Origin of the sequence: Nostoc sp., from assembly GCF_036917555.1 — a bacterium.
In the GTDB taxonomy this organism is placed as follows: Bacteria; Cyanobacteriota; Cyanobacteriia; order Cyanobacteriales; family Nostocaceae; genus Nostoc.
In genome coordinates this window covers 16131-28174 of the sequence record NZ_JBALDD010000078.1, presented here as the reverse complement: position 1 = coordinate 28174, position 12044 = coordinate 16131, and the positions used below count along the sequence as shown (strand labels likewise).

Sequence of the window (12044 nt, the reverse complement as noted above, 5' to 3'; positions counted from 1 at the left end):
AAGTGGTGATTTTTCACCAAACACATCTGCACAAAAAGATAGACTTAGTTGCCTAGCCTTTTTGGATGATCGATCATCTATGTGTAAATGTTGCCTATTCTGTATCATCAGTTAGTCATTAATAACTAGCTATTAATACATAAAATGTCCCTTAAAATCGTTCAAAACTTTGATGGCAGTTTCACTCTTGAAGTACAGGCTCAACAAACTCTATTCAATTTATTGACAAGCGTTGCTTTCTTGAACCAAATTTGTCAACAGTTGGGATGTGAGCAACTTAAATTTACAGAATTACTTTTCCAGCCAGTTCCTTATAGCTTAACTACTACTAAAGGAATGCCAGCAGAATTTGAAAAGTATCATGAATCTGATGAGTATGTCATCATCAATGTACCTTCAAATTTCATGTTTATTGCTAAGATTTTTAAACCCAGTCGCCTTTGTGCAATTTACCAAAAATTGATTGAGTAATGGATTAATTTTTTCCTAATTCGTAATTTTCAATTTTGAAGGCAAATAGTAAGTTTGATATTTAATGTATGGCTTCTGAAACAAATCTTTCTTCTTTGGCAACTCTGGAATATATACCTTATATAGACGATCGCGGGCAATTACCCGAACAATTTCAGAGTAAAATCGGTGTATATGCTATATTTGACCAAGAAAAAGTGCTGCAATTTGTAGGATACTCCCGTGATGTTTATCTTAGCCTCAAGCAGCATTTAGTTCGTCAGCCACAGCAATGCTATTGGGTCAAGGTTCAAACTATTGAACGCCCTAGTCGCACAATTTTAGAAAATACTGAAAATGCTTGGATTGCTGAAAATGGCAGTGTGCCTTGGGGTAATGGGGATAACAAGGAAAAATGGACTCATCCCATTGATGTCAAAGTTGTAATGACAGATGAAGAACAGGTAAATTATCAAAATCCAGCTAATGATGAATTAGCACAAATAAAAGTTCTTAAAAATGTGGCACGGAGAGTAGAAGCAGAAATTTCAACGCAATTGTTAGAAGTGCGTGGTTTGCAAATGCAGATTCGCTTCAATCCTAAATTGAAAGAAGAAGGTTTACTAGATTTGAAATGAAGGTAGTTTTGGGGAAAACTATCTTATGAATATCGCTTGTAATCTCCCATGACAAGACGGCTGCTGAACGATCGCTATCAAGTTATCCGCACACTGGGCGCTGGTGGGTTTGGTGAAACCTATTTAGCAGAAGATACCTATATGCCCTCAAAGCGCCGTTGTGTGGTTAAACAGCTAAGACCAATTCACAACAATTTCCAAATTTACTAGTTAGTGCAAGAGAGGTTTCAACGCGAAGCAGCTATTTTAGAAGAACTTGGTGGCGCAAATGGACTAAATTCCAGCATTGTATGCTTACTTTTCTTCAGGTGGACAATTTTACTTAGTTCAAGAGTGGGTTGAAGGCGATACCCTAACTGGAACAGTCCAAAAGCAAGGGCTATTTAGTGAAGTCCCTGTCCAGGAATTATTCATGAATTTATTACCCGTTCTGGATTACGTTCACTCTAGACATATCGTTCACCGCGATATTAAACCGGATAACATTATTGTGCGTCATCGGGATAGTAAACCAGTGCTGATTGATTTTGGTGCTGTGCGGGAGTCAATGGGAACAATGGTGAATTCTCAAGGCAATCCTACCAGTTCGATTGTGATTGGTACACCTGGCTATATGCCGAGTGAACAAGCCGCAGGTAGACCAGTTTATTCTAGTGATTTATATAATTTAGGAATGACGGTAATTTATTTGCTGACTGGTAGACAAGCACAACAACTAGAAACGGATTCCCAGACGGGTGAAATTGTATGGCAACAGTATGCTAGTCATCTTAGCCCAATTATCGCAGGAGTGATCGCTTTATCGATCACTTATCATCCGTGCGATCGCTACCCCACTGCCAGAGCAATGCTGGATGCTATGCAGAGCATAGCAAATCCAATTCCACCGACGCAACCCCTCTTGACTCAACCGACTGTAGTCTCTGCACCACCACCTCAGACAGTGCCTGTCGAACCACAGCCTAGCCCTGAAAGTAGTAATGGTCAGAATAATATTCTCATTGGTAGTTTGATTGCAGGTGGGTTAATTGGTGCATCTGTGATTATTAGTCAAGTGTTACCAAAATCTTCTCAACCTACAGCAGACAAAACGGTATTACCTTCAACAGCACCGTCAACTGTTACAAGCCCTGTGAGAGAAACTCCCACATTTACACCAACTACCCCATCTGTTCCAACTCAATCTACACCTTCCTCAACTACATTAGTACCACCAGTTGATACCACAACTCTCAACAATTATTTCTGGCTTTCTCAAAGACTTGTAACTGATGCAGATTTGGATGGTAAAAACGGTTTTGAACTAGATATTATGCGAAATTCTATTTTTGCCAGTCATGGTCACCGTTTTGATAATACTGAAAATCGAGAGATATTAGGGGCTAATCCTGGCGAAATGTATATGGGGTCAGAACAAAACTGTGCTTGTGTGTCATAAACTACATCTTTAGATACTAGTCAGTTTCAGAATTAGGCATTTATATTTAACATATAAGATTGCTATCTTCAAGATTAAAAATCCATAAGTTAAAGAAATGCCATTTTTATATTTTCTTTGTTATTTTGTATTTAACGGGACAGTTCTTCATGATTTGGTGGGTTTAAATAACAATTAGTTAAACCATTCCTCCTCCCAAGGATACATGTAAATTGTTTGCATTATGCTTACTTTGCTTCTTCATCTACAAACGCAGTGCAAATTGACTAAACATATTACATGATTATATTCTCAATCGGCAAATAGTTCATCTACACAAGAAAACCCTTGCCTAAAACGATGCTTAAAATACAGAATCAGCGGCGTATTTTTCTCCCTGCTTTTATCAAACCTTTAGAAGAAAAGAATCAAATAGGTAGTAAAAAGCAATTTGCTAAACCCAAATTGGATTTATTGCAACCATTACGTCAATGGCTCGACAAAATTGAGATTCTGAATCCGAAATTAGCCAAATTTATTGCTAAACTAATTCCCGCCCAGTGTCCATTCGAGCGTGATATCATGCTTTTTGGCCGCAAAATAGGTCATATTCCGCCAATGTGCAAGCTAAATCCGCTTTATAACGAACTTGTCTACTTGCGTTTTCGCGCTTTATGTTATCTAGTAGACAAGTGTGGAGAGGATATTCAATCTTACTGCTGAATATAACTAGATAAAACACAATATGGAAATTAAAATTGAGCATCAACCCAGGCAAGAATATCTCAATGAATTAGGTATATTTAAATGGGAAATTTGGAAAAAGGAAGTTTCCAAATTTCCTTGGACTTATGATTCTCAAGAAACTTGCTATTTTTTGGAAGGTGACGTACTTGTTACCCCTGATGGTGGACAGCCAGTGCAAATGGGTAAAGGCGATTTAGTGATTTTTCCCGCTGGTATGTCCTGCACATGGAAAATTACAAAGGACGTAAAGAAGCATTATTACTTTGATTAGTCAAGATTTAAAATTGATCCCCTTGGTTTTATTGAGCATCCAGAAAACCAACATCTCATAACTCAATTTTGATTTCTATTAGGGGGAAGTTCGCAGCGAGTATTGTAGGATAAAGTGGCAGAATCGGTAAATTGCTTATATCAATCTCTGTGAAAACTCGTTGCACCTTCATCCCCTAAACAGTATTCATAGAAATAGATAGTCTAATTCTCTGCAAATTTGGCAGTATACAAAGATCCCCGACAACTTTTGCTCCCGTCGGGGATATTGTGCGATCGCCAGCACAGAAAATTAAGAGAGTTCATAATCGTATTAGTGGGAGTTTAGCAGCAAAAGGTTTCATCCCACCACAATTTTATTGAGGAAAATCATTAACAATGTTACTGCATTTAAGTACTTGGCAAGAAGTTGAAGCTTATTTACAGCAGTCAAAAGGTATTATTTTCCCTATTGGTTCTACAGAACAACATGGGCCAACAGGGTTAATTGGTACTGATGCTATTTGTGCAGAAGCGATCGCAGCCGGTGTGGGTGATGCAACCCAAGCGATCATTGCCCCTACAATCAATGTAGGGATGGCACTACACCATACCGCTTTTCCTGGGTCAATCAGTCTGCGTCCTAGCACTTTAATTCTAGTTGTGCGAGATTATGTAACTTGTTTAGCAAAAGCTGGTTTTAGCAAATTCTACTTTATTAACGGACACGGCGGTAATATTGCTACCCTCAAAGCTGCTTTCTCAGAAACTTATGCTCATTTAGAAGATTTGCAGATTGCCAATGCTCAACAGGTGCAATGTCAAGTGGCAAACTGGTTTATGTGCGGTTCTGTATATAAGCTAGCTAAAGAATTATATGGGGATCAAGAAGGTTCTCATGCAACGCCAAGCGAAGTAGCCCTCACCCAGTACGTTTATCCAGACGCGATTAAGCAAGCACCCCTTTCACCAGAAGTTGCAAGCGGACATAGGATTTATAGCGCTGCTGACTTTCGAGTACGTTATCCAGATGGACGCATGGGATCAAATCCGGCTTTAGCAACGCCAGAACATGGTAAGCAATTTTATGATTTGGCAGTTAAAGAACTTAGTAATGGATATTTGGAATTTGTGAACGCAGAATAAAACTCATGAAAAGACATTGTAGAGATGCGAGTAAAATCGTGTCTCTGCATAAAATATCTAGCGAAAGGTTATTAAATATCTAGTGAAATTGAAAAATATACGTTACTCAGAATCCTTTTCTCCTTTGAGTAGTTCAACTTTGCGATCGCTCAAAATGCCAGCGTCAATTATGCGGTGATATTCGTCAATCATCCACTTAGCAACTATCACAGTCGTAACGATTGGTTCCTCAAGTAAAGCTGTACCTAATAAAGGTAGCTGCTATATTGCTATTGATAAAAACTCGATATATACATAAAGCAACTATAATTCATCAATTGTTACTAAACCGCCCTCGATAAACTGTATAACAAGTTCATGCTGATCAAGTAAAGTAGTTCCTAGTAAAGGTCGCTTTCCTGTAGCAAGTACATTAACTACCCTTTCTTCGCCATTCCAAATAATAACAGCTTCATGTACTGGTATATCTACCCAACTATTATCAGCTAGATTTGCAGGTAGTTCATACAGGAAAGGTAAATCCAACAAAACAACTGCTTCTGGTGGTAGACAAAGGTAATCTGTAAAACCTGTGTCTATAACAAATTCAATAGTAAAATCTGGTAGATTTGGCAGTCGAAATTCTACATTAATAGTTGGATGTGCATCCTTGACAATACCAGAAATCACTGTGAATCACGCTCCAGAAAACCAGAGAACGAAACAGCAACTTTATAACCAATGCGAATACCGTATAGTCGAGCAAATGGGTGTTTTTTACGTAAATATCGCGCTGATTCTATACCTATTTTGTCAACTGCGTATTCACCTGTTTCTATATCAATAATCACCATTTTACCGATGTTTTCTTCTCGAGCCACTTCTTGGCGAATGCTATTTTGATACAATTCTTTCGCACGTCGTGCAACTTCTTCGCGGCTTAAAAGTATGCTTTGCACGTCTTTGCTCCTTTGTTGATATTGTATACTAATTCTACTACCAAGCTATACTGCAATGTAGTTGAGCTAAAGATAAAAACAAAGAACATTTTCAGAATGTTGCAAGACTCAGCACCAGAAGTTTCGGCTATATGCTAGAAGTAAGTATTAGTTTGACTTCTACCCCAACATTTCTTCAACAGTCAAACCAATCATATTCTCTAAAAACTCTCTAGTAACTCAGACTAATTCTGCCGCTAAAAGCCTACCTTCAATTGGTTCATATTCATCTTCTAGTAACCATAACTTGGCTGCATTATAGTCATTACTAGAAAATGCAATTTTATAACCCTGCGCCGGATCATAAACTTGACAGTTATCTTCACTTTCGCAAAGCAATAAAAGAATATATGGAGGGGATAACATTGGATCTATCCATACTTCTGTAAATTCCCAGTTATTCTTCACTCGGTCTTGTGCGGGGGATGACGTGGTATTGGTCGTCTGCATTGGTTTTTTTCTCCCCATAGTAAAGTAGAATACGGCTACCATCTGGACTGATTCTATAACCTATTGGTTCATTAAAAAACATCCCATAACGGTTATATCCTCGAATCATTCCGGTGAACTGCCCATTTTCTATTATGGCTTGAGTAACTCTATTCATTGTAGGTTCATCATTAAATACATGAGCGGCAAGCCATCGTTTGAGAAGTCTTTGACTTTGAGGTATACCTGCTATGTGCTTGGCAACTTGTCTAACGTCAAGGGTAATTTGACGATTAATTCCACTCATGATTAAAAGTTCAGTTTTTTGTATTTCCCAGATTTACACTGAAAACAGCTAAATTTCACAATTCCGATGAAAACAAAAATTTATATAAGTCAGTCTAAGGCATGAAACCCAACGCTAGCAATGAGATTTGTTGGATTTATTTATTATTCAGCCAAACTTACCACTAATTTAGTCATTTTTACCCAACACTTTGAGACTATTTGCTTGTAAGATTACCTAAAGGTAAGTCTGAATTAGTTATAAGCAATGATTCATTAGACAAACCACTTCAATCACTTGCGGTAATAGGTATTGATTTCCGTTGTTGATCCTGCGACGGTGTATTTTACGGTCAGCTTTACGAGGAGTTTAATCTTTTAAATTGCCTCTTGATCCTTATCCGAATAGGCGAGAATACACCCGCAAGTGATATTCTTTATTTCTAATCGTAGAAATTAGCATGATATTTGTGTCAATGCTAAATCTAAATATTGTTGTTACATCGCTAAAAAGATAGCTGATTAAGGATAACTCAGGGGACAAAGTGAAAAAAAACTCTCAGTTGCTTCTCACAGATAGCCCCGAATCTTTACGAGAGAAATTTTACTCTCTCAAACAACCAATGGATATAGCTGACCTTTTAGAGGTTTCCTATCCTCGCCTTGTTTATCATATATATCTTGTTGAAACCGACAAACGTTATAAAACTTTTGAGATTCCTAAAAAGTCTGGTGGTATTCGTCAGATATCAACTCCGATAACTGCACTTAAAATTATTCAGACAAAACTTAATCAAGTATTACAAACAGTGTATGAGATAAAACCATCAGTGCATGGGTTTGTGATGGGGAAAAATATTGTAACTAATGCTCAAGCTCATACTAAAAAACGCTATGTTCTAAATCTTGATTTAACTGATTTTTTTCCGTCGATTAATTTTGGTCGAGTCCGGGGTATGTTTATGGCTACACCCTATGGTTTACATCCAGATGTAGCGACTGTTTTAGCACAGATTTGTTGTCATAACAATCAGTTACCTCAAGGTGCACCAACTTCACCTATCGTGACTAATATGATTTGTGCCAAGATGGATAGTCAATTGCAACGTTTAGCTAAAGAATACAAAGCTACTTATACAAGGTATGCAGATGATATTACTTTTTCAACAACTTTACCTAAGTTCCCTGAAGAATTAGCATATATAGTAGCTGAAGAATATGTAGATAAAATTTTTATTGGTAATAGATTACTATCAATTATTAATGAAAATGGATTTGAGGTAAATAATCCTAAAAATCGACTGCAAGTCAAAGGGAATCATCAAGAAGTAACGGGATTAACGACTAATCTGTTTCCTAATGTTGACCGAAGATATGTGCGTCAGGTTCGTGCTATGCTTCATGCTTGGGCTAAATTTGGACTTGAGGCTGCGGAAGAAGAGTTTCGGGGAAAATATGAGAAGAAAACTAGAACTGTTACTAAAGATAAACTAACTTTTAAACAGGTACTTAGAGGTAAGATAGCGTTTATTGGCATGGTCAAAGGAAATGAGGATCCAATATACTTAAAATTTCTAAAGCTTTATAAGCAAATTACAAACGAGCAATAAAATATTTAAAAATAGACAAAGTTTCTACTATGCAGGAAGAAGTAAAACAAGAGATTCAAGGCTTAAAAGGTAGTATTGAACTATTATCTAATGAAATAAATCACCAGTTTATTAAACTAAATGAGAACTTTTCTAATAGTGTCAATAAGCTATCAGATCAGATTGCTCATTTATCGGAAATACAAATATTAAGCAATAAAGATACTGATAGTATTATAGTCAAGAGCAATGAAGAAGTTTTAGAAAAAACTCAAGTACAATCTAATATACCAGATGACTACTTTATTGATTATTCATACATAAAAGATAAAAGCTATTTATCTTGGGTAGGAAATTTAAACAAATATAGCAAAAGTATGGCGGAATGCCGACACCAAGATAGTAACAAAGATCAGATTCCTAATTTTTGTCAATCTGCTCGTAAGACAATAGAATCTGCAATTATATTTCTTTTTGAACAAGAATATAAATATATAAGTGAAAACAATACGGCATTTTTAGACGCTTATCAGAGAGTGAAAAAATTTTATGATAAGCCAGGAAAGTCTGATTACTTTGCAGACATATACATATATAATCAAGGTACAATAACTGCAAATCACATTAAGAAGAGTGGAGAAAATTATATTGATTTTAAAAAAATAGAGGAAATTTATAAAAAAAGTCTTCCAGCAGCAGCACGTATAGTTTTTGAGTTAATTAGACAAGATTTTTATGATGCTTCAGGTTTTCCACATTTACGGCAAAATTATCTTACTATTATAAATATGAATCAATTAAGACAAATACAGTGTCACGGTAGTAAAGATACCATAGAAGTACAACTTAATAAAATTTCTAAGCCTGCTCAAAACTTATTCTATTCAGAAACAAACTTTTCTATTATTAAAAACTCAATATCTTGGTTTGTAGAGGAAGTTTACAATAGACTGTCTAAAATCTCGGATAATACTAATAATTAATTCAAAAAACTACCTACTTTGAACATGGTTGAAATCATGTTAATAATTAACATTACAATAATTTAACTTAATAATAGACGTTCTAGGATTTAATAAATTGAGATTTTTGGTTAGGCGAACCGTATTGTGTCCATTTGACTTATTGCTAATAGGAAAACTATAGATAGCAAAGCACATAAAAAACGGTAGAGGTTTAAATTGCTCTACCGTTTTTCAATTTTTTATTTGAGATTTAAATCCCAAACCCTAAATCTTACTCAACACCTTGGGGTAACAATTCCCGACGCTGTTGAGAACTAACTTGCACAACGCCATTCTCATCCACATCAACTAAGGCTGTATCGCCATCCTTGATACGACCAGACAGAATTTCTTCTGCTAGGCTATCTTCTAGCAGGCGCATAATTGCCCGACGTAATGGCCTTGCACCGTAGCTTGGACTGTAACCTTCAGTGATCAACCGATCCTTGAAGCGCTCGGTGACTTCTAGGGTAATACCCTTTTCAGTCAGACGACCAAATACTTCCTTGAGCATAATTTCGGCGATTTGGGTCACTTCAGGCTTGCTCAACTGACGGAAGACGATAATTTCATCGAGTCGGTTGAGGAACTCTGGACGGAAGTACTGCTTGAGTTCTTCGTTCACCAAAGAGCGAATCCGGTTGTAAGTTGACTCGCTGGCATCTTCAGAGAATTCAAAGCCGATACCGCTACCGCCTTTTTCAATTACCTTAGAACCAATATTGGAAGTTAAAATCAGCAAGGTGTTCTTGAAGTCCACCGTGCGGCCTTTGGCATCGGTTAACCGACCGTCTTCCAAAATTTGCAGCAGCATGTTGAATACATCGGGGTGTGCTTTTTCGATTTCGTCGAACAACACCACGGTGTAAGGACGCCGCCGCACGGCTTCAGTCAACTGACCACCTTCGTTATAGCCAACATAACCTGGAGGGGAACCAATCAGCTTGCTGACGGTGTGACGCTCCATGTATTCCGACATATCTAAGCGGATCATCGCTTCTTCGGAACCGAAGAAGTAAGCAGCTAAGGACTTGGCTAACTCGGTTTTACCTACACCAGTAGGCCCAGAGAAGACAAAGCTAGCTATAGGTCGATTGGGATTTTTCAAACCGACACGAGCGCGACGAATTGCCCGTGAAACTGCTCTCACAGCTTCATCCTGACCAATTAAACGCTGATGCAAGGTGTCTTCCATGTGCAGCAGCTTTTCAGATTCAGATTCGGTGAGTTTGTTCACCGGTACCCCAGTCCAGGAAGCGACAATGTGAGCAATGTCTTCTTCTGTAACTACAGGTTCTTCACCTTCTGTGCCAGTTGCATTGGTCTTGCTTTGAGCGATCGCCCGGATTTCGGCTTTGATTTCCATCTCGCGATCGCGCAATTCTCCAGCTTTGTCAAAGTCTTGAGAGCGCACCGCGTCATCTTTTTCTTTTAATATCTGACGCAGTTCTTTGTCTAACTCCTTGGCTGCAGGTGGCAGTTGGGAGTTAATCAAGCGCACCCTAGAACCAGCTTCATCAACCAAGTCGATGGCTTTATCTGGGAGGTAGCGATCGCTAATGTAACGGTCTGATAACTTTGCCGCCGCTACCAATGCTTCGTCGGAGATTTTCAGTTTATGGTGTTGCTCGTAGCGTTCGCGCAGACCATACAAAATTTCAATTGTTTCATCTACTGTAGGTTCGCCAACCATCACTGGTTGGAAACGCCGCTCTAGCGCTGCATCTCGCTCAATGTGCTTCCGGTATTCATCTAGGGTTGTAGCGCCGATGCACTGCAACTCACCTCTAGCCAAAGCTGGCTTGAGGATATTTGCTGCGTCAATAGCACCTTCTGCTGCACCCGCACCAATTAAGGTGTGTACCTCATCAATCACGAGAATGACATTACCCGCCGAGCGGATTTCATCCATGATTTTTTTCAAGCGTTCTTCAAATTCACCCCGATACTTGGTTCCTGCTACGAGCAAACCAATATCCAGCGTGACGACGCGTTTATCTTCGAGGATGTCAGGGACATCTTTAGTGGAAATGCGTGAAGCTAAACCTTCAGCGATCGCTGTTTTACCAACCCCTGGTTCCCCAATCAGCACTGGGTTATTTTTAGTTCGGCGACCCAATATCTGAATCACCCGCTCAATTTCCTTGGCCCGTCCCACCACTGGATCGAGCTTATTGTCAATCGCCATCTGGGTCAGGTTTGAGCCAAATTCATCCAGAGTCGGGGTTTTTGTGCGCCCGGATGAACCGCCTGGTGAAACTTCGGCAGTTTCTCCCAACATCCGAATGACTTGGGTTCTTACCTTAGATAGATCCACACCGAGGTTTTCTAGCACCCTGGCTGCTACGCCTTCCCCTTCGCGGATTAGGCCCAACAGCAGATGCTCGGTGCCAATGTAGTTATGCCCCAGTTGGCGTGCTTCTTCCAAGGAGAGTTCTAAAACTCGCTTTGCCCGTGGCGTAAACGGAATTTCCACGGCAACAAAGCCTGATCCCCGTCCTATAATTTTTTCAACTTCAATTCGGGCATCTTTGAGATTGACGCCCATTGATTTCAGCACCTTGGCAGCCACTCCAGTGCCTTCGCCAATCAGACCCAGGAGGATCTGCTCGGTTCCGACAAAGTTGTGACCTAAACGGCGGGCCTCTTCTTGGGCCAGCATGATTACCTTAATGGCTTTTTCTGTGAAGCGCTCAAACATGGCTTTATCCCATCATCTGCGGTCGTGCCGGTATGCTGATTTTAGCACAGGCAAAGCTTTTGGATGCCTGTATAACAGATTATAGACATCCTGAAGCTATGACTTGGGTTGATGGGCTAATTGTTAACTATTGACTACTTTTATCTAACTAGTGTACTGAGGAGCTTTAGTTCACCAGGCTTTTTGAAATTTATTACAAACAGTTCACTGCTTACATTGAGAGTTGATTTACTTAATCCCAAACATTTATATTTAACATATATATTTTTTAATATCAAGCAAAAATAGTTTATATATATTTTGCTTATTATATTTAAAATTTTAGATAAAATATTTAAATATAATTATGTATGACAAATTTGCATTTTTTTGCTGAAGCCGCTCGCAAGCCTTAATAATTCAAAACTAATTA

General features: G+C 38.6%; 12 protein-coding genes and 2 pseudogenes. 8 read left to right on the top strand and 6 right to left on the bottom strand.

Annotation, left to right across the window (positions count from 1 at the left end):
- Positions 1-144: 144 nt before the first annotated feature.
- From V7K60_RS30900 to V7K60_RS30875, 6 genes and pseudogenes are all read left to right on the top strand, one after another.
- Entirely contained in the window at positions 145-471 is a 327-nt protein-coding gene (locus tag V7K60_RS30900; RefSeq protein ID WP_334931435.1) for a hypothetical protein, read from the top strand.
- 68 nt (positions 472-539) lie between these two features.
- Positions 540-1088 (top strand): GIY-YIG nuclease family protein, encoded by a 549-nt coding sequence (locus V7K60_RS30895; RefSeq protein WP_334931433.1) that lies wholly within the window; start codon positions 540-542, stop codon positions 1086-1088.
- Between the two features lie 48 nt (positions 1089-1136).
- A pseudogene (locus tag V7K60_RS30890) lies at positions 1137-2478 on the top strand (protein kinase domain-containing protein); the annotation flags it as partial.
- A gap of 387 nt (positions 2479-2865) precedes the next feature.
- A complete protein-coding gene (locus tag V7K60_RS30885) occupies positions 2866-3228 on the top strand; it encodes a Mo-dependent nitrogenase C-terminal domain-containing protein (protein WP_334931431.1) in 363 nt (120 codons plus the stop codon).
- A 22-nt stretch (positions 3229-3250) separates the two neighbouring features.
- Positions 3251-3523, top strand: coding sequence for a cupin domain-containing protein (locus tag V7K60_RS30880; protein WP_334931429.1), 273 nt, complete (start codon positions 3251-3253; stop codon positions 3521-3523).
- A gap of 377 nt (positions 3524-3900) precedes the next feature.
- The gene (locus tag V7K60_RS30875) at positions 3901-4647 is read left to right on the top strand and encodes a creatininase family protein (protein WP_334931427.1); all 747 of its coding nucleotides are present in this window, start codon (positions 3901-3903) and stop codon (positions 4645-4647) included.
- Positions 4648-4764: 117 nt separating this feature from the next.
- Here the strand turns inward: V7K60_RS30875 and V7K60_RS30870 are convergent.
- From V7K60_RS30870 to V7K60_RS30850, 5 genes and pseudogenes are all read right to left on the bottom strand, one after another.
- Positions 4765-4839: pseudogene (locus V7K60_RS30870) on the bottom strand (Uma2 family endonuclease); the annotation flags it as partial.
- Between the two features lie 111 nt (positions 4840-4950).
- Positions 4951-5316 carry a clan AA aspartic protease gene (locus V7K60_RS30865; RefSeq protein ID WP_334931425.1) on the bottom strand — a complete coding sequence of 122 codons (366 nt, stop codon included), beginning with the start codon at positions 5314-5316 and terminating at the stop codon, positions 4951-4953.
- The gene (locus V7K60_RS30860) at positions 5313-5585 is read right to left on the bottom strand and encodes a hypothetical protein (protein WP_334931423.1); all 273 of its coding nucleotides are present in this window, start codon (positions 5583-5585) and stop codon (positions 5313-5315) included. The genes V7K60_RS30865 and V7K60_RS30860 overlap by 4 nt, the downstream gene beginning before the upstream one ends.
- Before the next feature lie 219 nt (positions 5586-5804).
- A complete protein-coding gene (locus V7K60_RS30855; RefSeq protein WP_334931421.1) occupies positions 5805-6074 on the bottom strand; it encodes a hypothetical protein in 270 nt (89 codons plus the stop codon).
- Positions 6022-6360, bottom strand: a complete 339-nt coding sequence (locus V7K60_RS30850; RefSeq protein ID WP_334931419.1) for a DUF6972 family protein — start codon at positions 6358-6360, stop codon at positions 6022-6024. The genes V7K60_RS30855 and V7K60_RS30850 overlap by 53 nt, the downstream gene beginning before the upstream one ends.
- 601 nt (positions 6361-6961) lie before the next feature.
- Here V7K60_RS30850 and V7K60_RS30845 point away from each other — a divergent pair.
- Positions 6962-7948: a reverse transcriptase domain-containing protein gene (locus V7K60_RS30845; RefSeq protein WP_334931417.1), complete on the top strand. Its 987-nt coding sequence runs from the start codon at positions 6962-6964 to the stop codon at positions 7946-7948.
- A gap of 29 nt (positions 7949-7977) precedes the next feature.
- Positions 7978-8910 (top strand): hypothetical protein, encoded by a 933-nt coding sequence (locus tag V7K60_RS30840; protein WP_334931415.1) that lies wholly within the window; start codon positions 7978-7980, stop codon positions 8908-8910.
- A gap of 253 nt (positions 8911-9163) precedes the next feature.
- Here the strand turns inward: V7K60_RS30840 and V7K60_RS30835 are convergent, their stop codons facing one another.
- The gene (locus tag V7K60_RS30835; protein WP_334931413.1) at positions 9164-11632 is read right to left on the bottom strand and encodes an ATP-dependent Clp protease ATP-binding subunit; all 2469 of its coding nucleotides are present in this window, start codon (positions 11630-11632) and stop codon (positions 9164-9166) included.
- Between the last annotated feature and the right edge of the window lie 412 nt (positions 11633-12044).

What these genes read in the sequence shown, in the direction of transcription:
- V7K60_RS30900 (WP_334931435.1), top strand. Translation starts at nt 145, where the DNA reads ATGTCCCTTAAAATCGTTCAAAACTTTGATGGCAGTTTCACTCTTGAA.
- V7K60_RS30895 (WP_334931433.1), top strand. Translation starts at nt 540, where the DNA reads ATGGCTTCTGAAACAAATCTTTCTTCTTTGGCAACTCTGGAATATATA.
- V7K60_RS30885 (WP_334931431.1), top strand. Translation starts at nt 2,866, where the DNA reads ATGCTTAAAATACAGAATCAGCGGCGTATTTTTCTCCCTGCTTTTATC.
- V7K60_RS30880 (WP_334931429.1), top strand. Translation starts at nt 3,251, where the DNA reads ATGGAAATTAAAATTGAGCATCAACCCAGGCAAGAATATCTCAATGAA.
- V7K60_RS30875 (WP_334931427.1), top strand. Translation starts at nt 3,901, where the DNA reads ATGTTACTGCATTTAAGTACTTGGCAAGAAGTTGAAGCTTATTTACAG.
- V7K60_RS30855 (WP_334931421.1), bottom strand. Translation starts at nt 6,074, where the DNA reads ATGCAGACGACCAATACCACGTCATCCCCCGCACAAGACCGAGTGAAG.
- V7K60_RS30850 (WP_334931419.1), bottom strand. Translation starts at nt 6,360, where the DNA reads ATGAGTGGAATTAATCGTCAAATTACCCTTGACGTTAGACAAGTTGCC.
- V7K60_RS30845 (WP_334931417.1), top strand. Translation starts at nt 6,962, where the DNA reads ATGGATATAGCTGACCTTTTAGAGGTTTCCTATCCTCGCCTTGTTTAT.
- V7K60_RS30840 (WP_334931415.1), top strand. Translation starts at nt 7,978, where the DNA reads ATGCAGGAAGAAGTAAAACAAGAGATTCAAGGCTTAAAAGGTAGTATT.
- V7K60_RS30835 (WP_334931413.1), bottom strand. Translation starts at nt 11,632, where the DNA reads ATGTTTGAGCGCTTCACAGAAAAAGCCATTAAGGTAATCATGCTGGCC.